Annotated in this window: 19 protein-coding genes; 9 read left to right on the top strand and 10 right to left on the bottom strand. The window is 69.3% G+C overall.

Going from position 1 to position 21,995, the window contains the following annotated elements:
* Positions 1-219: 219 nt before the first annotated feature.
* The 4 genes from WI26_RS22640 to WI26_RS22625 form a co-directional block, all read right to left on the bottom strand.
* Positions 220-549 (bottom strand): VOC family protein, encoded by a 330-nt coding sequence (locus tag WI26_RS22640; protein ID WP_155768804.1) that lies wholly within the window; start codon positions 547-549, stop codon positions 220-222.
* A gap of 367 nt (positions 550-916) precedes the next feature.
* Positions 917-1,678, bottom strand: coding sequence for a hypothetical protein (locus WI26_RS22635; RefSeq protein ID WP_208604137.1), 762 nt, complete (start codon positions 1,676-1,678; stop codon positions 917-919).
* Between the two features lie 52 nt (positions 1,679-1,730).
* Entirely contained in the window at positions 1,731-2,339 is a 609-nt protein-coding gene (locus tag WI26_RS22630) for an acyl-homoserine-lactone synthase (protein WP_059539057.1), read from the bottom strand.
* 209 nt (positions 2,340-2,548) lie between these two features.
* A complete protein-coding gene (locus WI26_RS22625; RefSeq protein ID WP_069227248.1) occupies positions 2,549-2,992 on the bottom strand; it encodes a DUF4902 domain-containing protein in 444 nt (147 codons plus the stop codon).
* A 73-nt stretch (positions 2,993-3,065) separates the two neighbouring features.
* Here WI26_RS22625 and WI26_RS22620 point away from each other — a divergent pair, with 73 nt between their 5' ends.
* On the top strand, positions 3,066-3,785 hold the full coding sequence (locus tag WI26_RS22620) for an autoinducer binding domain-containing protein (RefSeq protein ID WP_059509075.1): 720 nt from the start codon (positions 3,066-3,068) through the stop codon (positions 3,783-3,785).
* 46 nt (positions 3,786-3,831) lie between these two features.
* Here the strand turns inward: WI26_RS22620 and WI26_RS22615 are convergent, their stop codons facing one another.
* The 5 genes from WI26_RS22615 to WI26_RS22595 form a co-directional block, all read right to left on the bottom strand.
* Complete coding sequence (locus WI26_RS22615) at positions 3,832-4,539, bottom strand: MgtC/SapB family protein (protein ID WP_069227247.1); 708 nt, start codon at positions 4,537-4,539, stop codon at positions 3,832-3,834.
* Between the two features lie 333 nt (positions 4,540-4,872).
* On the bottom strand, positions 4,873-6,420 hold the full coding sequence (locus tag WI26_RS22610) for a TolC family protein (RefSeq protein ID WP_069227246.1): 1,548 nt from the start codon (positions 6,418-6,420) through the stop codon (positions 4,873-4,875).
* Positions 6,407-8,485 (bottom strand): FUSC family protein, encoded by a 2,079-nt coding sequence (locus WI26_RS22605; RefSeq protein ID WP_069227245.1) that lies wholly within the window; start codon positions 8,483-8,485, stop codon positions 6,407-6,409. The genes WI26_RS22610 and WI26_RS22605 overlap by 14 nt, the downstream gene beginning before the upstream one ends.
* A complete protein-coding gene (mdtN, locus tag WI26_RS22600; RefSeq protein WP_059509072.1) occupies positions 8,466-9,515 on the bottom strand; it encodes a multidrug transporter subunit MdtN in 1,050 nt (349 codons plus the stop codon). The genes WI26_RS22605 and mdtN overlap by 20 nt, the downstream gene beginning before the upstream one ends.
* On the bottom strand, positions 9,512-9,805 hold the full coding sequence (locus WI26_RS22595) for a hypothetical protein (RefSeq protein ID WP_059464578.1): 294 nt from the start codon (positions 9,803-9,805) through the stop codon (positions 9,512-9,514). The genes mdtN and WI26_RS22595 overlap by 4 nt, the downstream gene beginning before the upstream one ends.
* A gap of 491 nt (positions 9,806-10,296) precedes the next feature.
* On the opposite strand from WI26_RS22595, the gene WI26_RS22590 reads away from it, so the two are divergent.
* Positions 10,297-11,445 (top strand): metallophosphoesterase, encoded by a 1,149-nt coding sequence (locus WI26_RS22590; RefSeq protein ID WP_060188016.1) that lies wholly within the window; start codon positions 10,297-10,299, stop codon positions 11,443-11,445.
* A gap of 6 nt (positions 11,446-11,451) precedes the next feature.
* Here the strand turns inward: WI26_RS22590 and WI26_RS22585 are convergent, their stop codons facing one another.
* Positions 11,452-12,036, bottom strand: coding sequence for a malonic semialdehyde reductase (locus WI26_RS22585; protein WP_059464580.1), 585 nt, complete (start codon positions 12,034-12,036; stop codon positions 11,452-11,454).
* A 252-nt stretch (positions 12,037-12,288) separates the two neighbouring features.
* Between WI26_RS22585 and WI26_RS22580 the strand changes: the two genes are divergently transcribed.
* From WI26_RS22580 to WI26_RS22550, 7 genes are all read left to right on the top strand, one after another.
* Entirely contained in the window at positions 12,289-12,894 is a 606-nt protein-coding gene (locus WI26_RS22580) for an alpha-ketoglutarate-dependent dioxygenase AlkB family protein (protein WP_069227244.1), read from the top strand.
* 319 nt (positions 12,895-13,213) lie between these two features.
* On the top strand, positions 13,214-13,420 hold the full coding sequence (locus WI26_RS22575; RefSeq protein ID WP_059464582.1) for a hypothetical protein: 207 nt from the start codon (positions 13,214-13,216) through the stop codon (positions 13,418-13,420).
* Between the two features lie 294 nt (positions 13,421-13,714).
* Positions 13,715-14,125, top strand: coding sequence for a type II secretion system minor pseudopilin GspI (gspI, locus tag WI26_RS22570; protein WP_069227837.1), 411 nt, complete (start codon positions 13,715-13,717; stop codon positions 14,123-14,125).
* Complete coding sequence (locus WI26_RS22565) at positions 14,109-14,771, top strand: PulJ/GspJ family protein (protein WP_069227243.1); 663 nt, start codon at positions 14,109-14,111, stop codon at positions 14,769-14,771. Before gspI ends, WI26_RS22565 begins: the two co-directional genes overlap by 17 nt.
* A gap of 145 nt (positions 14,772-14,916) precedes the next feature.
* Complete coding sequence (locus tag WI26_RS22560) at positions 14,917-17,193, top strand: tetratricopeptide repeat protein (protein ID WP_236849365.1); 2,277 nt, start codon at positions 14,917-14,919, stop codon at positions 17,191-17,193.
* A gap of 42 nt (positions 17,194-17,235) precedes the next feature.
* Positions 17,236-19,488: a tetratricopeptide repeat protein gene (locus tag WI26_RS22555; RefSeq protein WP_069227242.1), complete on the top strand. Its 2,253-nt coding sequence runs from the start codon at positions 17,236-17,238 to the stop codon at positions 19,486-19,488.
* The gene (locus WI26_RS22550) at positions 19,485-21,704 is read left to right on the top strand and encodes a tetratricopeptide repeat protein (protein WP_069227835.1); all 2,220 of its coding nucleotides are present in this window, start codon (positions 19,485-19,487) and stop codon (positions 21,702-21,704) included. Before WI26_RS22555 ends, WI26_RS22550 begins: the two co-directional genes overlap by 4 nt.
* Positions 21,705-21,995 lie beyond the last annotated feature (291 nt).

Genomic DNA, 21,995 nt, shown 5'->3' with positions numbered 1-21,995 from the left:
GATCGACTCGTCTCTGCGCGCCGCTTTCGGGCTTGTTCCTTCGCTGCGAGATTGCGTGCGCATGGCCCGGCGTATCCCGTGCCCCTGCGCGTCATGGTCACGGTTGCCCCCCATTGAAGATCGAAACTGAACGTTCGACGTTGCGTCGCTGGCGAGCGGATGCTGACGGTATGCTGCCCGGCCACGTCAGCACGTAACGGCGTGGCCACGCTTGCCAAGTCAACGCCACTCCGGATGCATCCCATACGAATTGATCGACGTCACACGCAAGAAGCCGTGTGCGGCGGCGCGTGCGCATGCGGTTTTCGATGCCAGGCGGTCGGATAGATAGCAGACGATCAGATCTTCAGCCGGCGACGGGGCGACCGGACCCGCCAGACAGTGCGTGCATTCGAAGTGACGGTCGGGTCCTTCGGGTTCCAGCCTCGCGCCGGAGAAACCGTCGTGATCGTGGAAGCGTGTGAGTAGCGAAAGCTCGAATGCGTCTTGGTAGATACGTTCGGCTCTGGCGAGGCTGGCGAAGGGGCGCGCGATGCGCAGGCCGGGCATTGACGCCATCGGCTACGCGTGAGCGGTGCGTCGATGATGAGCCACCGAGACAGGCCGCGCGTGCTGTGAACGGATGGCAGGGGCCTTGATGCGGCCCTTACAAATCACGCAGGCAAGAAAAAGCCCGCTACTGGAGCGGGCTGAATCCATGTTTGGAGACATGGAGGAGACGGATGTAACTTTAAGGGAAAACCCGAGGGCTGGCAAGCCCTAGTTGTAATTGTGCAACGCAGCGCAACCGGCGCTTTCCTGACAAAAGTGAAGCACCGTGCCATCCAGCGCTCGCAGGCGCCTCACAGTGTCCTGCCAAAAAAGCGGCGTTCCCCGGGGCGGCGGCCGTCGCGTGACCGGGGAGCCGCCGGCGCTTTCACATTCCACCCGCCCGCGCGTGCGCGGCAAGCGCGCCGAACCGCTCCTGCGCAACGGGTACTGCGTACTTGTCGCGCATTTCCGTCTCGATCCACGCGCAGGCCTCGCGCGCGCAGTCGGTCAGCGCGTGCCGCGTCGCGTGTCCGTCGATGGCGTAGACGAAGCGCACACCCACCTCGTCGTCAGCGACTAGCCGCTGCAACTGGTTGAGCTGCAATTGCGGCCCGTGCCGTTGCGACAGCGCGCGCAGCTCGTCGAAGTGATATTCGAGCCAATCGGCGAAGAACAGCGCGTCGCTGTGGCAGCGCAGACGGAACGCCGCACTGCGCGACGGACGCGGCACGGCGCCGCCGACGGCCTGCGGCTCGCCGGTCGGCGCCAGGGCCGCATCGACGGGGGCAAGCGGCTGCCCGATCTGCCGGTATGGTTCGCGCTCGCGCAGCGCGTGCCACAGCAGTTCGTCGCCGGCGGCTCCGGACGGCTGCATCGTCAGGTCATGCCGGCCGTCGCCGACAGCGGCGACCTCGCGTACCACGAGGCGCAACGAGCAGAGCGGCTCGTCCGCAACCAGCAGCGTCGCCGCGCGCGGCAACCCGCACACGAGCGGTGCGGCGCCGGCCGCCCGGAACACGAGCCCGTGGCGATCGAGCCGCACGAGCGGCAGCGGCCGCGGAAACGACGGGTAGGTAACTGTAATGCGGGCGCTGCCGTCACCCGTCAACCCGGGCATCATCGCGCGAAAGACCTGAGACTGGTCCACGGTGGTTCTCCTTCGTTACGATGCCGCCCGGCCGGACTACGCGCGTTCCGGCTCAGGCGGCGATGGCCTGCCGGGCGGCCCGTCCCGGCTCAATTCCAAGTGAAGCAAACGTTTGCGGATCGATGTCGATCCAGCACGCGACAACCAGACGGCCATCCACCTGTTTCGGGGGGCCTGCCCGGTGCGCGTGCACGCCGATCCGGCGGAACAGCCTCTCCATGCTCGCGAACGTCACGCCGATCAACTGCCGCGCGCCCAGCTGCGCCGCGCATTCGACGACCGCAGCGAGCATCGGGCGGACGGCCCACTCGGCATTGCCTGCGCCGCTTTCGTCGCCGGTCGCCGCGAACCGCGACAGCTCCCAGACAGCTGCCGATTGCGGCAGCGCGACGTCCTCGGCGAGCAGGTCGGCGAACAGCGACTTCAGCAGATACGGGCGTGTGGTCGGCAACAGGCGCGCACATCCGCACACTTCGCCGCCAGTGTTTCTCGCGAACACGTAGACGGTGTCGTCGCGATCGAACTGGTCGCGCTCGAAACTTTCGTTCGCCGACGGGAGCGCCCAACCGAGCTGTTCGACGAAAACGCGGCGCCGATAGCGCCCGAGATCCGCTGCAAGTTCGTGTGGCAACCGCCCTTCCTCGTGAACGAAGGTCCGCATGGTGTCCTCGGATCGGTACTTTGGTATGCACGCATTACATCGCGCGTCCCGAGGGGGCGGTAACTAGTAACTCTTACAGGGTGAGGGCGGCCCGATTCCATTTGACCGGTGGTATCGGTTTCTTGATCGGCGGGATTGAAATGTGGGCGGCTTTTGCTTATAAAGAGCGCCAGTCTTGCGGAAATGTCAGAGGAAAGCGCGGCCGGTTGTCACTGGAGCGTGGGACCGGCATGATAGGCGTCGTTGCGATCGAGCAGCGACGACGCGACCGCGGCCGGCCAGTCGATATGTGCGAGCCGCGCAGCGAGCGTGGCAGCAGTGCGGAACATGCCGAGATCGGCGCCGGCGGCGTCGACGGCCATGATGTTGCTGCGAACGTCGCCGCCCGCGATCACGAACGTGCCCGTCGCGCGCTCGAGATACCAGTCCCAGCCGACCGTCAGGTATGCGACGCCGGCACTGGCCGGGCGATGCCATTCGGTGTAGCCGGCCAGACGCGCGTCGATGGCGCTGTCGCGGAGTTCAGCGAGCAGCGAAGCATCGAGGCCGCTCGCGACGTGGTCGAGCACGAGCGCGGCCAGTGCGCTTTCGGACAGGCGCACGTAGCCGTCCGGAGACGGGCCGCGGACCGGATGCAACAAAGGTGAAGTCATGCGCGGAATGTATCAGCCCCGAACCGGTGCTGGCACCTGACAGGTATGACAGCGTAACGTTGTCGGAGAACGAATGGAACTGCGCTGGCAGGATGCCTACCAACAATTCAGCGCCGCGGAAGACGAGCAGCAGCTCTTCCAGCGGATCGCCGCTTATTCTAAACGCCTCGGCTTCGAATATTGCTGTTACGGCATTCGCGTGCCGCTGCCGGTGTCGAAGCCGGCCGTCGCGATCTTCAATACTTATCCGGACGGCTGGATGGCGCACTATCAGGCGCAGAACTACATCGAGATCGACTCGACGGTTCGCGACGGCGCGCTCAGCACCAACATGATCGTCTGGCCGGACGTCGACCGGATCGATCCATGCCCGTTGTGGCAGGACGCGCGCGACTACGGGCTGTCGGTGGGTGTCGCGCAGTCGAGCTGGGCGGCACGCGGCGCGTTCGGGCTGTTGAGCATCGCGCGTCACGCGGACCGGCTCACGCCGGCCGAGATCAACATGCTGACGCTGCAGACCAACTGGCTCGCGAATCTCTCGCATTCGTTGATGAGCCGTTTCATGGTGCCGAAGCTGTCGCCCGAGTCGAGCGTCACGCTGACCGCGCGCGAGCGCGAGGTGATGTGCTGGACGGCCGAAGGCAAGACCGCGTGCGAGATCGGCCAGATTCTCAGCATCTCGGAGCGCACGGTCAACTTCCACGTGAACAACATCCTCGAGAAGCTCGGCGCGACCAACAAGGTCCAGGCGGTCGTGAAGGCGATCGCGGCGGGACTCATCGATACACCCTGATCCGGCGCTGACGGCGGGGCGATCGTGCCGCGCCGGCCGCCGTCGCTCATTCCATCATCGGCTCGGCTTCCCGGGCGGTCCAGCTCACGCTGGAAATGCTTTTCTCCATGCTCATCCGGCTCGCGATCTGCTCGAGCTTCTGCTGATCCTTCGGGTGCAGCTTCAGCGTCGCGGTCACCTTCAGGCGGTCCGGCTGCTCGGGCACGTCCTCGCTCGTCAGGCTCTGGAACGACAGCGGTTTCGCGTACATCGAGTTCGACAGGAGCGTGCGGATGTGTACTTCATCCGCGGCCAGGCAGATCACGGTGATCTGGTATTCGCGCACGAGGTCGGCATTCGACACGGGGGTCGCGTTGATCGCCTGGCTGACGCCGCGCAGCACCGTGTTGGTGAGCAACACGACGCCCGTGCCGGCGAGCGCCGGCACGTAATGGCCGGAGCCGGCCAGCACGCCGACGGCGGCCGAGCACCACAGCGTCGCGGCCGTGTTGATGCCCTGGATCGAGCCCTTGTCGCGCATGATCACGCCGCCGCCGAGAAAGCCGACGCCCGACACGACGTAAGCGGCGATCTGCGTGACACCGGCCACGCCGTTGCCGGTCAGCACGCCGAGCGTGACGAACAGGCAGGCGCCGCTCGCGACGAGCGTGATCGTGCGCAGGCCCGCCGTGCGTTGCCGCATCTGGCGTTCGAGGCCGATCGCGACGCCGCAGGCGAACGCAGTGAAAAGACGGAGTGCGAAATCGAGAGTCATGGTTGTCCTGCCGTGCCAAGGGCGCATGCTGGCCCGCGTCGCGGCGGCGCGAGGCCGAACGCTGCACGATGGCCGTCATCGCGCGGTACTGTACCGCGCGAATGCGTCATTCAGTGTGAAACGGGGGGCGTGCGGGCTCGCGGAACGCGAGCCTCGGCAGGAGAACTGCGTCGGACAGGCGTTCAGGCGGCAAGCGGCGCACGCAACGGAGTGCTGCAACTGTCCACGATGGTTCCTGAAGGAAGAATGGGCGGCATTCTAGTGGGCCGCCCGCGCAGGCGTCAACCCGTCCGGTTGCCGGCCGCGAACGGTCGGTGCGCGACGCCGCGACGGTTACTGCGACGCGCCGATCGTCCCTGTCGCGAGCGCGAGCGCAGCGGCGGCCGACAGCGCGCCCGCGTAGCTGTCGACTTCCGCGTTGCGGGCCGCGAGCAGCTGGCTTTGCGCGATCGTCGCATCGGTGACCGAGCCGACGCCGTTGCGGTATGCGGTGAGCGCCGCGTCGTAGCTCGTCTGTGCGGCATCGACGAGCGCCGTCGCCGCGTCGTGCGACGCGAGGCTCGTCTGCACCGCGTTCTGCGCGGCCACGACCTGGCGGACGGCTTCCTCCTTGGTCCGCGTGAGGCGTGCGGATGCGCTTTGCGCATCGTTGCGCGCCTGCATCAGCACCGCCGAGCGCAAGCCGCCGTCGTACAACGGGATCGTCACGCCGACGAACACGCCGCCGCCGTAGCGGCTGCCGTTCAGGTTCACGGTCGCCGCCTGGTCGCCGATCGCGGGCAGCGCGGTGATCGCCGTGCCGCCGCTGGCATAGGACGTCGACGCCGACAGGAAAATTTTCGGCATGAACGCGGCTTCCGCGGCCTTGATCTTCGCGCGGTTGGCTTGCTCGAGCGCATACGCGCCCTGCAGGTCGGGGCGGCGCGCGATCGCGTCCGACACGATCGCGTCCACCGACGAAGCGAGCGCGGGCGGCAGCGGGCGCTTGGGCAGCGGGGCGATCGACGGCTTCGACAGCGGCGAGATGCCCAGTGCGGAGACGAGCGCGAGGTAGCCGTCGCTTTCCGCGCCGTTCGCCTGCACGAGTGCAAGATTCGCCTGCGCGCGATTCTGCGTCGCCTGCGCGAGTTCGACGACGGTGCCGACGCCTTGCCTGAGCCGCGCGCGCGACGCCGCGAGGATCGCGTCGGCGTTCGCCAGGCCCTGCCGCGCGCTGGCCGCGCGCGAGCGGGCGGCTTCGTACCGGTAGTACGCGACGGTCACGTCGTGAATCACCTGCTGGTGCACGGCCGTGAACGCGACATTCGACGCGACGGACGCCTGCTCGGCCGCCTCGACACGCGCCGCACGGCCACCGAAATCGAACAGCAACCATTGCAGCGACAGCGCCGAGATCGTGCCGTGCGCGGTCGTGTTGCTCGACGAGTCGCCGAGGATCGTCGACGTCGAGCCGTGCTTCGCCTGATATGCGCCCATCGCGGTCGCAGACAGGTTCGGCAGGTACGCGGCCTTCGCGATGCCGACCACGAGCGCCGCGTTGCGCGCGTCGTTCCAGGCGATGCGGGTCAGCGGATTCGTCGATTCGGCGAGATCGATCAACTCGGGCAGCGTGTACGGATGCGTGGCATCGAGCGCGGCGGGCGGCGACACCGACGCGAGCGCGGGCGAGGCCGGCAACGTGTAGTCGTGCGGCGCGCGCTGCGCGGACGCAAGCGGCGGGGCCGGCACGATGTCGCCGGCGGCCGACGTTTGCGGCTGCCACGGACGATCGGGCGCCTCTGGCGCGAGGTCGACCGAGGACGTGGCGCAACCGGTCAGCGCGATCGCGGTCGCGAGCGCGGCGGCGGCGATCGACGCGGCCGGCGGTTCAGGGACGCGCATGAGGGGCAGGCTCCTTCGGTGTGGCTTGACGCGCGGCTTCGGCAATGTGCGCGAGCCGCGTGTCGATCAGGTTCAGCAGCGCGTCGCGTGCAGGATCGGTGGGGGTGACGGCCGGTACGGTCGCTGCGCCTGCAGTCGACGATGGTGGCGTCGAAGCGGCGTCGGCAACCGGCTCGCCATCGTGCGGCTCGACCACGCGGGCGAGCCGCGCATCGATCGCCGCATCGCCCGGCGTGCGTTCGGCGAGCAGGAACAGCGGGCCTTCGAGCGCGCCGAATTCCGCAAGTGCGCGCCGCCGGGTCGCGAGCCACGTGGCGGCCGGGCGGACCCAGGACGGTTCGTAATGGATCAGCCCGAGCTCCTGCGCGATCGCGCCGTGGCGCGCAAAGGCTTCTGCGGCGAGCGTGCGGCGTTCGGCCGGCTGCGCGACCTGCGCGATACGGCGCCACTGGTCGCGCAGCGCGGCGAGCGCGACGTCGATCTGCTTGCCGATGCTGACCGGCCAGATGCGCGTGAACACGAGATACACGACGATGTTGCCGAGCAGGATGCCGATCGCGCGGTCGCGCGCGAGCGTCAGGTCGAAGCCCGGGCCTGCGCCCTGGATCACGCACAGGAAGAACGCGAACGCGACCTGGAAGCCCGCGTACGCGATGCGCGGCGAACCGAATGCGACCCACGCGGACAGCCATGCGCCGGCGAACACGAGCGCCATCAGCTCGCCGATCGACGACAGCGCCGGCACGACGAACACGAGCGCCGCGGTGCCGATCAGCGCGCCGACGATGCAGCCGGCGATCCGCAGCGTGAGTTTTTCGACCGTCTCGGCCGTGGAGCCGAGCGACACCATGTAGCAGGTGATGAAGCAGGTGTGGATGCCCGACCAGTCGAGCTGCGAATACAGCAGGTAACAGAACATCGCCGCGACGGTCGTCTTCAGCGCGTAGCGGATGTGGTCTGGATTGGTGCGGGCATCCGGCAGGAAGAAGCCGCTGCTTGGCGCGGGCGGTGCGGCGTGCGTCTTCGTCGGCGAAGCGGCTGCGTCGGTCGGTGCCGCGGCCGGTGCAGCTGGTGTAGCCGGTGTCGCCAGCGGTGGCGGCTCCGCGAAATACGTGATGGCCGCGTGCAGGTCGGTAGCGACGACGCGCGCGAGCGGCGCCAGCGTATCGGTCGGCGGCAGTGCAAGCGCCACGTCGACCGGATAGCCGCCTTGCTCGAGGATGCCGGCCATCTCGTCGAGCGTCGCCGCGGCCGGTTCCGCAAATGCGGCGGGCAGGCGTGCGTCGGGCTCGCGGTCGGCGAGCGCAACCGCGACGAGCAGCGCGGTGCTCGATGCGATGGCTTGTCGCAGCGCGGGCGTGTCGGTGGCCCGAGTCGATCCTTCGAGCGTCGACAGCTTGAGCCACGTGAGCATCTGCTTGTCGCCTTCACGCAGGCTCGCGTCGAAGGCCGCGCGTGCGTTTTCGTCGCCGCGCAGCCGCCGCGCGGCGAGCCGCAGCCGTTTCGCGAGCTGCGCGAGTGCGAGCTTGCGCGGCGACGGCGCGATCAACAGGTTGACGACGATCGCGACGCCGACGGGAATCGCGACCATCAGCCATGCGTAGAGCAGCGCGCGCGTCGCGGCTTCGCCGACCGGTGCGAGGCCGAGCTCGTCGAGGCCGAAGCCGACGATCATCGCGAGGATCGCGCCGATCGGACGCAGCTTGCTGGCCGACGTGAGATACAGCAGCCCGACCGACAGCACGGCCATGCACGCGACGCGCAGCACCGAATACTCGATGCTGAAGATCGCGACGCCGACCACGAGCGCGATCACGAGCGTGACGAGCAGCAGCATCGCGGCCGCCAGCACGACGCTCGTCGCGCGATCGGCGCGGTTCAGGAAGAACACGACGTAGGCGGAGATCGCGGCTTCCGGCGTGCCGTAGCCGCTCGTCACAAGCACGACGAGCGCGCAGATCAGCGCGACCCGCACGGCCATCGCGGCTCGGCCAGGAAACGGCGCGAGCAGTCGCAGGACTTCGCGCGGGCCGGGCGCGCGGACTTCAGCGGCAGGCTGAGCCATGCCGGACCTCGACGATCGCGCTCGCGCCGACTCGCACGAGCTTGCCGTCGGGTTCGTCGAGCTTCACGCGCACCGGAAAGCGCTGCGCGACGTGCACCCAGTTCACCGAGCGCTGCACGATCGGCAGCGCACGCGGCAGGTTGATGCGATCGCTGTCCGCGATGCCGGCACCGATGCCGACGACCTTGCCCGTCAGCGGGCGGCTGCGGTCGATCATCGAATAGACCGTCGCGCAGTCGCCGACCGCGATGCGGTTCAAGGACGTCTCGCGGAAATTGCCGACGGCGAACCATTCGCTCGCATCGATCAGCGTGAAGATCGACTGGTTCGGCGTGAGCGTTTCGCCCGCGAGCACGGTCAGGCCCGTCACGAGCCCGTCGTGCGGCGCGCGCACGACCGTATCGTCGAGCGCGTGCTGCGCGCGTGCCAGCGCGGCTTCGCGCGCATGGAGCGTGGCGATCGCGTCGGCGTCGTCGCCGATCGTCTGCGCTGACGCGCGCTGCTGTTCCTGCGCCTGCGCGAGCGACACGGCCGCGTCGCGCTGCCGAACCTTCGCCTGGTCGAACTGCTGCGCGCTGACGTAGCCTTGCGCCGCGAGCGGCGCGAGCCGGTTCACGTCGCGCGTGGCGAGATCGTAGTTCTGCGAGGCACGCTTGACCTGCTCGGCGGCCACGGCCGCATTCGAGCGCTCGCCGATCAGCGACCGGCGCCGCGTGTCGAGCGACGCGCGCGCGAGCTCGAGATCGGCCTGCGCTTGCGCGACGGTCAGCCGGTACGGCACCGGATCGATTTCATACAGCAGGTCGCCTTTCGCGACGCGCTGGTTTTCGTGGACCGCGAGCCGCACGATGCGTCCGCCGACGGGCGACGCGACGTGCACGACGTCGGCGTCGATCGACGCGTCGTCGGTGGACGGGTAGGCCGTCGTGCGGTGGTACGCGTACGCGAGCGCCGCGATGCCGAGCGCGACGATCGCCAGCGCGATCACGCGGCCTTTCGTGGAGGGGCGGGCGATGCCGGCGGCCTTCATGCGAATGGCCCCGTGCCGGCGAGCCACACGATCACGGCCACCACGAGCCCGATCGCGGTGCAGACCGCGAGCTGGTAGGGGACGGTGGCGGCCCAGCCGGTCGCGACGAACACGCGGTGCGCGACGATCGCGCCGACGATGCCGACGATCGCGCTGACGAGCCAGAGCGGGAAATACGCGCCGAACAGGACGTACGACGGTGCGCCGCGCGACGTGCAGCCCGCGAGCGGCAGGGCTGGCGCTAGTGTGGCGGCGGCACGCAGGGGCGCGCGCGACGTTGTTTTTCTCATGTGTGACGAGCTCGACGTTGGAGGTGAATGCCGGGCGCGGCGCAATGCGGTCCGTCGCCGCGACGACGATTCCGCGATACGGAGCCGATCATAAAACAGCGTGATGCGGACCGCCAGCGATGCCCCGCGTGCGGGCGGCTCGTACCGGGCGCGCGGCCGGCGCTTCGGGATGGTCGATGACGATCGCGATTCTGCCAGCGCCTGCGCTCGCAGGGTGGTCGACCGACTGCAAAACATCGTCAGATGAATCCGGGGCGATGCCGTTTGCACGCCGATGCAACGCGAATCGCCGAGTCGAATGCCGGATTGCAGCGGAAACGTGGATGAATCCGCATTCCGGTCGCGCCGTGCGTTTGCCGTGGCCGCGATCCATCGCGCCGACCGGTATCTGTGTACCATCGTGCGAATAACGCGACGCGTGACGAGACCCGACGGCCGGTTTCGTCCGCTGCGCGGTGCGCAAGCGGTACCGCAACGAGGATGAATGTTCCATGCGAAGTTTCTTTGTCCGGTTCATTGCGATCGGCGTGCTGTTCCACTTGTACGTCGGGCTGCGAATCATTCCCGACGCCTTCGCGTCGCCGCTCGCGCGCACGATCGCGGCCCTCGTGCTGGCGAGCTTCGTCGTGCTGATTCCGGTCGGCATGTTCTCGCGCCGCTTCGACGAAGGCTGGGCCGCGACGCTGGCCGGCTGGGCCGGCTCGCTCGCGATGGGTTTCTTTTCGTCGTTGCTGGTGCTGACGTTCCTGCGCGAGCCGGTACTGCTCGGCGTCGTTGCATGGCGGCATCTGGGGCATGACGGCGCCTGGAGCGGCGCGGCATCCGACACGGCGCTCGGCGTGCTGGCGGGCGCCGTGCTGATCAGCGCGATCGGATTCGTCGGCGCGCGCCGCACGGCGGCGGTCAAGCGCGTGTCGATTCCGGTCGACGGGCTCCCGGCCGCGCTCGACGGGCTGACGATCGTGCAACTGTCGGATATTCACGTCGGGCCGACGATCAAGCGGCCTTATATCGAACGGATCGTGCGCGCGGTCAATGCGCTCGAGGCCGACCTCGTCGTCGTGACGGGCGACGTGGTCGACGGCTCGGTCAAGCGGCTGCGCGAGCACACGGCGCCGCTCGGCCGCATGCAGTCGCGGCACGGCAGCTTCCTCGTGACGGGCAACCACGAGTACTACGCCGGCGCGCACGCATGGATCGACGAGTTCCGGCGGATCGGATTGACGGTGCTGCTCAACGAGCACGTGCTGATCGAGCACGACGGCGCGCGCGCGGTGCTCGCGGGCGTCACCGATTTCACGGCGGGCGGGTTCGATCCCGCGCATCGCAGCGACCCCGAGCAGGCGCTGGCGGGTGCGCCGCCCGACGTCGCCACGAAGATCCTGCTCGCGCACCAGCCGCGCAGTGCGGAAGCGGCGAGCCGCGCCGGTTTCACGGTGCAGTTGTCCGGCCATACGCACGGCGGCCAGTTCCTGCCGTGGCCGCCATTCGTGCGCCTGCAGCAGCCGGTGATCGGCGGGCTGAACCGGTTCGGCGCGATGTGGCTCTACACCAGCCGCGGCACCGGCTACTGGGGGCCGCCGAACCGTTTCGGCGTGCCGTCCGAAATCACGCTGATCCGGCTGGCACGCGGCCGCTAGCGCGCGTCAGACGATGCGCGCGATATCGTCGAAATCGAAGCGCGGGCTGCGCGGGAACAGGCCTGCCGGATCACCGTAGCCGAGATTCACGAGGAAGTTCGCACGGATCGTGGTGCCCGCGAAGAATTCGGCATCGACCTTGGCGGCATCGAAGCCCGACATCGGGCCCGCGTCGAGGCCGAGCGCGCGCGCGGCGAGGATCAGGTATGCGCCCTGCAGCGACGAGTTGCGGAACGCCGTGGCTTCGATCAGCGCGTCGTTGCCGGCGAACCAGCTGCGCGCGTCGGCGTGCGGGAACAGGCGTGGCAGGTGCTCGTGGAACGCGAAGTCCATGCCGACGATCACGGTGACGGGCGCGGCCATCGTCTTCGCGAGATTGCCTTCGGACAGCGCCGGTTTCAGGCGCGCCTTCGCTTCGGGCGACTTGACGAACACGAAGCGCGCGGGGCTCGAATTGGCCGACGTCGGGCCGAATTTCGCCAGGTCGATCAGCCGGTGCAACAGCGCGTCGTCGACGGGTTTGTCCTGCCATGCGTTGTGGGTGCGCGCGGTGAGGAACAGCTGGTCGAGGGCGGAATCGGAGAGCGTCATGGTGGGTCCGGGAAGAAAGCGGCCGGGTCGCGCCGGCCGGCATTGCGGAAGAACGCCGCGCCCTGGATAAGGGCGCGCTGCGCCACGCCGCGATGATAGCGTGGCGCGCGAAAACGCACCGGCCTCGCGACCGGCGATTCGGGCGCGCGGGCGTGTGACGCGCCGGAATGACAGCGCATGGCGGCGCGCGTCGCCGTTGGCTACCATGCAGACATGGTTCGCCCGCATCGTTCACCCATGCCTGATTCCGACATGTCGACGCCCGATCTTTTCGCCGATACGCCCGCGCCCGACGTGGACTGGTACCCGGACTGGCTCGCGCCGGCCGAGGCCGATCGTGTGCTGGCCGCGCTGATCGACGAGGTTGCGTGGCGGCAAGACACGATCCGCACGCCACGCGGGCGCATTCCGCTGCCGCGGCTCACCGCATGGCAGGGCGAGCCCGACGCCGTCTATGTGTATTCGGGAATCCGCAACGTGCCCGCACCGTGGACGCCGGCCGTGCTCGGCCTGAAGCGTGCGGTCGAGGCGACCTGCGGCGCGCGTTTCAACAGCGTGCTGCTCAATCGTTATCGCAACGGGCAGGACAGTCTCGGCTGGCATGCGGACAACGAGCCGGAGCTCGGCGACGCGCCGGTGATCGCGTCCGTGAGCCTGGGCGCGATGCGCGTGTTCGACTTGCGTCATCGTGCCACCGGGGTCGTGCATGCGTACCGGCTGACGCACGGCAGCCTGCTTGTGATGCGCGGCCGCACGCAAGCCGAATGGCAGCACCGCGTGCCCAAGGCGCCGGCGGTGCAGGGCGAGCGGATCAATCTGACGTTCCGGCGGGTGATGACGGCGGAGGCGGCCGCGTAGCCGCTCCGGTCGGATGGTTCGCCATTCCGGGGTCGCGCCCCGATTTCTGACCCGATCCAGTCGTTCGGTCGTCCATGCGGCACGTTGCCGCACATGCGGTGTGCGTGCTGCGGGAATGGCCCCGCGAGGCCCGCGCCATCAGGGTTTCAGGTGGATTTCATCGACCACCCGGTTCTGATAGGCAGGTGTAAGCCCTGATGGTGCGTCGCAACATTCATTGACTAGACTGTCGAATGGCTGAAACGCGCCGTGAAACGGCGCATCTTTTCGACATGCCCGACGCGTTGCCGATGCGACGCGTAGCGCAGGAGCATAACCCTTGACCGTACTGGACTCATCCCTCGAACCCTCGCTGCACGTCTTCGAACAAGACGGCGCATGGCAATGGGCGCTGACGGTGAAGCGGGCATCCGGCGTCGGTGTGAAAGTCGTCGCATTCAGCACGGACGGCTTCCCCGGCGAAGCCGACGCGTATGCCGCCGGCCAGCTTGCCCGCGCCGAGTATGACGACGCCGTGACGGCCTGACGTCGCGTCGCGCCGATTCCGTGCGCGGATCGGCGCGGTCGTCCGTTCCCTATCGCTTTTCCTCTTCCTTCCCGTTTTCCTCCGTTTCCCCCGCCTCGCTGTCGCGCATCGCGTGACGCACCGGCGTGGCCGCGCCATGCGTCGATCGCGACGAATGGTCCGTACCTTTCGACACGCACCTGCCATACGCGCCGCTTAACGTGCATGCGCGGCGTCCGCCGTGGGCGATGCGCAATGGCGTCGCGCGGCCGGCGCACGACGAACGGCGCCGATTCATCGACAAGAACGCAGCTCATGTGCGACGACAGAACCGACACTCACCGCGCCGCACGGGCGCCGCTACGGGGATTCACGCTGATCGAGGTGCTGATCGCGCTGGCGATCGTCGCGGTGGCGCTCGGCGCGGTGATGCGTGCGATCGGCGCGCTCGCGTCGGACACCGATACGGCCCGCATGCGCCTGCTCGCGCTCTGGAGCGCCGACAACGCGCTCGGCGAGATCCGCATCGCGTCGAGCTGGCCGGACGCCGGCACGCAGACGTTCGCGTGCCCGCAGGGGCGTTACCGGTTCGTGTGCCGGCAGTCCGTGGCCGCGCTGCCGAGCCCGCTCGTGCGGCGCGTGACGGTCAGCGTCTACCCGTCGGCATCGAGCCGCAACGTGCTCGCCGAAGTCGTGACGGTGATCCAGAATGAAGCGCGGCGCTGACCGGCGCGCGCCGCCGCGCGCGCGGGGCTTCACGCTGATCGAGATGCTGGTCGCGATCACGCTGCTGGCCGTGATCGCGCTGCTGTCTTGGCGCGGCCTCGATGCGACGATCCGCGGCCGCGACGATATCGCGTCGAATCTGGCGCAAACGCGTCTGCTCGGCCGCTATTTTTCCCAGCTGCAGTTCGACCTGATGAACCTGGTGACGGCCGACGAAGTGTTCGGGCCGCCGCTGCGGATCCGGCCGAACGATCTCGTGATGGTGCGGCATCTGGGCGTCGGCGGCGGCCCGGCGCACGTGCAGGTCGTGCGTTACCGGCTGAAGGGGCGCGAGCTCGAACGCAGCGCGTCGCAGCCGCTCGCGTCGCTGGCCGAGGTCGAGGCGGCGCTGCAGCAGATGGACGCGTTCCCGCGCGTGGTCGTCAGCAACGATGCACGGTCGATGCAGCTTGCCGTATGGATTGCGCCGGGAGGCTGGACGAGCAGCCAGACGGCGATCGAGCAGGCCTATGCGCAGTTTCTCGCGCAGCACGGCATCAGCAATTCGACGTCGCTCGGGATGCCGCTGCCGCGCGGGGTACGGTTCGCGGTGACGCTCGGCGCACCGCCGGTCGAATACGTGCGGACGATCCCGATCGGCCAGTGACGGCGGCGGCCCGCGCAGGCGCCGGCGAGCCGGCCCGGTCTCGCCGAGACAAGCGCTTTGCCGCCCGGCACAAAATGGTCCGTAACTTTCGTCATACGTCTGTTATTGGGCGTCCGTTAGTCTCGTGCCGAGCATGAGTGCCGCGATGGGCCGCTTCGGCCTGCTCAGCGGCGCATCGGCAAACGGGAAGGGGGCGAACGTGACGGTCGAGCACCGGCATGATGCACACGCGGGCGCATCGGGGAACGGCGCGCCCGGGCAATGGCAATCGGCGGCGATCCTCGGCCGTGCGCAGCAATCGCATGGCGCCGGGCGCTTCGACGACGCGGCGCGCGACTATCTCGCCGTGCTCGCGAACGAGCCCGATCACCCGCAGGCGCTGCATCTGTACGGCGTGCTGCAGTTCCAGCGCGGCGCGGCCGGTGAGGCCGAGGCGCTGCTGCGTCGTTCGATCTCGATCGACGCGAGCGTGCGGGCGTTGTCTGATCTCGGTGCAGTCGTCGGCGAGCGCGGGCGCGTCGACGAGGCGCTCGACCATTTCGGGGCGGCGCTGCGTGCGGCGCCCGACGACGTGCAGACGCTCGTGCGTCGCGGTAACACGCTGATCGCGCTGCACCGCTACGACGACGCGCTGGCGTCGTTCGACCGCGCGCTCGCGGTGTCGCCGCTCGTGCTCGATGCACTGTGCAATCGCGGCGGTGCGCTGCGGGCGCTCGGCCGCCTCGACGAAGCGCTCGACACCTACGATCGCGCGCTGATGGTCGATCCGCAATCGTGCGAATCGTGGTTCAACCGCGGTCTCGTGCTGCGCACGCTTCAGCGGCCGACCGATGCGCTGCACTGCTTCGACCGCGCGAACGGCCTTCGGCCCGGCGTGGCCACGATCCAGGCCGAGCGCGGCCGCGCGCTCGCCGATCTCGACCGCGTGAACGAAGCGCTCGCGGCCTTCAACGACGCGATCGCGGCCGATCCCGCACGGCTCGACGTGCTTCACGACAGCGCGGTCGCACTCGACCGGCTCGGCCGCGCGGACGAAGCGCTGCTTCGCTGCGAACGCGTGCTGGCGCTCGACGCGAACCACGTGCCCGCGCTGGCGAGCCGCGGCAACGCGTTGCTGCAGTTGCGCCGCTACGACGACGCGCTCGACAGCTACGCGCGTGCGCTCGCCATCGAGCCTCGGTCCACCGACATCCTGTGCAATCGCGGCACCGCGCTCCGGCACCTGAAGCGCTTCGACGAAGCGCTGTCCTCGTACGATGCGGCGCTTGCGCTCGACCCGCATTTCGCCGAAGCCTGGACGAATCGCAGCAGCGTGCTGCAGGACCTGCACCGCCGCGACGAAGCGGCCGCATCGCTCGATCGCGCGCTCGCACTGCGTCCGGAGCATGCGACGAACTGGCTCAATCGCGGCAACCTGCATGCCGACCAGGCTCAGGCGGACGACGCGCTCGCCGCTTACGAGCGTGCGCTCGCGCTGCGTCCCGACTATGTCGACGCACACGTCGCCTGCGCATCGCTGCATCTGATGGAAGGCGATTTCGAGCGCGGCTGGCCCGCGTACGAATGGCGGCTGCGCGACGCGCAACTCGCGCGGCAGGTGCGTCAGTTCACGCAGCCGGCCTGGCGTGGCGACGAACCGCTCGACGGCAGGACGATCCTGATTCACGCGGAGCAGGGTTTCGGCGACACGCTGCAGTTCTGCCGCTACGTACCGCTCGTCGCCGCGCGCGGCGCACGCGTCGTGCTGGAGGTGCAGCCGTCGTTGCGCGCGCTGATGGCATCGCTCGACGGCACCGCCGCGGTGGTCTCGCGCGGCGAGCCGCTACCCGCGTTCGACTGTCACGTGCCGCTGCCGAGCCTGCCGTATGCGTTTCGCACCGATGCGCGGACGATTCCGTCTGCTGCCGCCTATCTGCATGCGGACCCGCACCGCGTGCGCGAATGGGAAGCGCTGCTCGGCACACGAGGCCGCCCGCGCATCGGGCTCGCGTGGGCCGGCAATCCGGAACACCGCAACGACCACCATCGGTCGATCGATCTGGCGCGGTTCGCGCCGCTGTTCGATCTCGACGTCGACTGGGTCAGCCTGCAGAAGCCGGTTCGTGAACGCGACCTCGGCCAACTGGCGGATTCGCCGCTGCGCCGCGTGGACGACGCGCTCGGCGATTTCTCGGATACGGCCGCGTTGATGGGCACACTGGATGTCGTGATCGCGGTCGATTCCGCGGTCGCGCATCTCGCGGGCGCGCTTGGCTTCCCGGTCTGGGTATTGTTGCCCGACCCGCCGGAATGGCGCTGGATGCGGGCGCGCGGCGACAGCCCCTGGTATCCGTCCGCGCGGCTGTTTCGCCAGTCGTCGCCGGGGCACTGGGCCCCCGTGATCGACGCGGTGCGCGATGCGATCGCGGCGATGACGCGTTAGACGCGACGAAACGAATCAGAACGACCAACCAGGGGCCACACGATGACATTGAACGGGGAAGGGACGACGCTCGCGAGCACGCCGGCCGCATCAAGATCGCCGGATCGCCGTCCGCCCGACGCCGCGCAGCTCGAGCGGCTGCTCGCGCGTGCGCGCATCGCACATCGCGACGGCGCGCTGCAGGATGCGGAACACGCGTACGCGGAACTGCTCGCACTCGATCCCGACCATCCGGAAGCGCTGCACCTGCTCGGCGCATTGCGATTCCAGCAGGGCCGTCTCGACGATGCCGAGCCGCTGATGCGGCGCTCGATCGAGCGCCAGCCGGTACCGCTCGCGCTGGCGAACTACTCGGCGGTGCTCGCCGGACTCGGCCGCACGCACGACGCGCTCGCTCGACTCGACGATGCGCTCGCGATCAACCCCGCACATCAGCGCGCGCTGTTCCAGCGGGCCGGCCTGCTCGCGCAACTCGGGCGGCACGACGAAGCGTGCGCGTCCTACGACCGGCTGCTCGAACTGACGCCGGGTTTCGCCGACGGCTACGTGAAGCGCAGCGACACGCAGCGCGCGCTCGGTCGCCACGACGCGGCGCTCGCCGATTGCGACAGGGCGGTCGCGCTCGCGGGCCGCTCGTTCGATGCGATGCGCGCTCGCGGTCTCGCGCTGCGCGAGCTCGGCCGCTTCCGCGACGCGGCACTCAGTTACGACCATGCGCTCGCGCTCGCGCCCGGCAGCGCCGAAGTGCTGTTCCTGCGCGGCGTCGCGTATCTCGATCTGCACGAGCCCGAGCGCGCGCTCGCGGATTTCAATGCGGCGATCGCCGCAAGCCCGGCGTTCGTCGATGCGATCGTCAACAGCTCTATCGCGCTCGAGCAGCTTGGGCGGCACGACGAAGCGCTGGTGCGCTGCGATCGTGCGATCGCGCTCGATTCGCGTCATGCGCGCGCGCTCGCGAATCGCGGCAACGCGGCGAGCCACGTCGGGCGCTACGCGGAGGCGGTGGACAGCTATGCGCGCGCGCTCGACGTCGAGCCGGACAACACCGCCGTGCTGTGCAACTTCGCAAGTGCGCTGATGCACGTCGGTCGCCACGACGACGCGCACGCGATGTGCGACCGGGCGCTTGCGGTCGATGCGCACTGCACCGCGGCGTCGTTCACGCGTGCCGTTGTCAGGCTCGAAACGCATCGTTACGACGACGCGCTCGCCGATCTTGCGCGCGTGATCGACACAACGCCGCGCGACAAGCTTGCGCACTTTCATCGGGGGAACGCGTTGCGCGCGCTGCGCCGCCACGACGAAGCGCTGGATGCCTATGCGCGCGTGCTCGACATCGACCCGGACGACGCGCCCGCGCACTGCATGCGCGCCTTCCTGTGCCTGTCGACCGGCGATTTTGAAGCCGGCTGGGCCGAGTACGAATGGCGCTGGCGCGACAGCCAGCTCGACGGCAGCCGGCGCGATTTCGCGCAGCCGCGCTGGACGCATGGCACGCCGCTCGACGGTCGCACGATCCTGCTGTATCCGGAGCAGGGGCTTGGCGACACGCTGCAGTTCTGCCGCTACGTGCCGCTGGTCAAGGCGCTCGGCGCACGCGTCGTGCTGGAGGCGCCCGTCGAATTGAAGTCGCTGTTCGCGACGCTCGACGGCGTGGACGTGCTCGTCGCGCGCGGCGATCCGCTGCCGCCGTTCGACCTGCATTGCCCGCTGCTGAGCCTGCCGCTGGAATTCCGCACGGACCTGTCGTCGATTCCGGCGGGCGCGCCGTACCTGCGTGCCGATCCCGAGCGGGTCGAACGCTGGCGCGCGCGTCTCGGCGCGACGGGCCGGCCGCGCATCGGCCTCGTCTGGACGGGCAATCCGCTGCACCTGAACGACCGCAACCGTTCGATGACGCTGACCGACCTGTTGCCGCTGCTCGACGATCGCTACGAGTGGATCAGCGTGCAGAAGGTGATCCGCGACGACGATCGTGCGGCGCTCCAGGCGAGCCCGATCCGCTTCGTCGGCGACGACCTGACCGATTTCGCGGAGACGGCCGCGTTGATCGGCGCACTGGACGCGGTGATCAGCGTCGATACGTCGGTCGCGCACCTGGCCGGTGCGCTCGGTTGTCCGCTCGCGGTGCTGCTGCCGCACACGCCGGATTTCCGCTGGCTGCTCGATCGCGACGACAGCCCGTGGTATCCGCGGGCGACGCTGTTCCGCCAGCCGCAGGGCGGCCAGTGGGCGCCGGTGGTCGAGCGCGTGCGCGACGCGCTGCCGGCGCTCGTGGCGAGCGCGTCGCGATGAGCACGGTGCATGCGCTGCCGCTGCGGGCGGCCGTCGACGATGCGCTGCGCCAGGCGCGTGCGAAGCTCGAGCAGCGCGATTTTGCCGGCGCGGCGCGGCTCTACGAAGGCGTGCTGGCGATGATGCCCGATCACGTCGAAGCACTGCACCTGCTTGGCGTCGTGCATCTGGCGCGCGGCGACGCGTCGCGCGCGGAGCCGCTGATCGCGCGATCGATGCGGTTCGGACTCGATCAGCCGTGGAATTTCGCCAACCATGCGGCGGCGCTGACCGGCACGGGCCGCCATCGCGAGGCGCTCGACGCGGCGGCGCAGGCGCTCGCACGCGATTCCGGCCATGCGCCCGCGCATGCGGCGCGCGGCGACGCGCTGCATGCGCTCGGTCGGCACGGCGAGGCGGTCGGCGCGTACGATCTCGCGCTCGCGCGCGAGCCAGGGCGCGCCGCGACGTGGGCGCGTCGCGGCGCTGCGCTGCGCGCGATGGGCCGGCCAGCCGACGCGTTGATCAGCATCGAGCGCGCACTGCGGATCGATTCGAACGATGCGCTCGCGCTCACGGAACGCGGCCATGCGCTGCGCGCGCTGGGGCGCGGCGACGAGGCCGTGCATTGTTTCCGGCTCGCGATGGTGGTGCGCGGCAAGACTCCCGAGCTCGTCTATGCGTGCGGCTATGCGTTGATCGAGCTGGGCCGCCCGGCCGAAGCGCTCGCGTGCATCGACGAAGCGCTGGCGCGCACGCCGGACGATGCGCAACTGTTGTTCGTCAGTTGCGTCGCGCTCGACCTGCTGCATCTGCGCGACGAATTGCTGAAGCGCGCCGATCGCCTGCTCGCGCTCGACCGCGACAACGTCGGCGCATGGATCGGTCGCGGCAACGCGCTGCTGGGGCTGAGGCGTCACGACGAAGCCGTGCGCGCCTATGGCGAAGCGCTGGCGCGCGCGCCGGCCGATTTCGATGCGCTGCGCAATCGCGCCGGCGCGCTGCGGGCGCTCGGCGCCTGCGACGACGCCGTTGCGGATTACGACCGGGCACTCGCCGCGCGCGGCTCGCATGCGGAAGTGCTGTGCAACCGCGCGATCGCGCAGCAACTGCTCGGCCGTTACGACGACGCGCTCGCGAGCTACGCGGCCGCCACCGTCGCGCCGTGCGGTACCGCGCAGGAGATCTACGCGCGTGCGGTCGCGCGCCAGCAGGTCGGCGATTACGCGGGCGCGCTCGCCGATTTCGCGCTGGCCTGCCGGCACGACGCGAATCACGGCATCGCGCGCCGCTCCGAGGCGTTCTGCCGCCTGTTGACGGGCGACTTCGGCACTGGCTGGCGGCAGCACGAGGCGCGCTGGGATGCCGCCGACGTGATGCTGCACCGCCGTCATGCGGACCGCCCGCAATGGACCGGCGACGAACCGCTGGCGGGCCGCACGCTGCTGCTGCATGCGGAGCAGGGTTTCGGCGACACGCTGCAGTTCTGCCGCTACGCGAGCCTGGCGCACGATCGCGGCGCGATCGTGACGATCGACGCGCCTGCTCCGCTGGCCGAACTGCTCGGCACATTGCGCGGTGTGAGCCGGGTCGTCGCCGACGGCCAGGCGTTGCCGGCGTTCGATCTGCATTGCCCGATGATGAGCCTGCCGTTCGCGTTCCGCACGACGCTCGATACGGTGCCGGCCGACGTGCCGTACCTGCATGCCGACGCGCGGCGGCGCGCGGCATGGCTCGAACGGCTCGATGCGGCTGCGCCGCCGGGGCGCCTGCGCGTGGGCGTCGTGTGGTCCGGCAACCCGCATCACGCGAACGACGAGAACCGGTCGATGACGTTTGCCGCGCTCGCGCCGCTCGTCGCGCTCGACGCGACGTTCGTCAGCCTGCAAGTCGGCGTGCGTGCGCGCGACGCCGACGCGTTCGCGGCCAGCGGCGTGCTGTCGTTCGAGGCAGCGCTGACCGATTTCGCGGAGACGGCCGCGCTCGTCGACACGCTGGATCTGGTGATCGCCGTCGATACGTCGGTCGTGCATCTGGCCGGCGCGCTCGGCCGGCCGGTGTGGGTGCTGCTGCCGCGCGTGCCGGACTGGCGCTGGCTGCTCGAGCGCGACGACAGCCCGTGGTATCCGACGGCGACGCTGTTCCGGCAAGGGCGGCCGGGCGACTGGCCGGCGTTGGTCGAACGCGTCGCGCAGGCGCTCGCGGCTCGCATCCGCGCGCACCGCGAGACGGCGTGAGCCGCCGACTGTGACAAAAGCTACGGACCATTCGCACGCGCCCGGAATGGTCCGTAACACTCGCCACGTCGCTGCCATCGGGCCTTCGTATGTTCTCGAGATTCCCGTGGCCGGGTTTCGGCCAACGCGCAACGATCAGGCGCGGCAACGGATCGGCGTCGCTTGCGGCGCGATCGTCGCCGAACGCCATTTCATAGGATTCGGGGTGAAGAATGGCAGCACGCGCACGCATCGCACGACAACCTGACGCGACGGGGTCGCGCTCGGTCCTGAAATCGGAACTGCGGCCGC

The sequence above is a fragment of the Burkholderia diffusa genome, assembly GCF_001718315.1.
GTDB lineage: Bacteria > Pseudomonadota > Gammaproteobacteria > Burkholderiales > Burkholderiaceae > Burkholderia > Burkholderia diffusa_B.
Note: the sequence above shows the minus strand (reverse complement) of the source record. Positions and strands in the feature narration are given on the sequence as shown.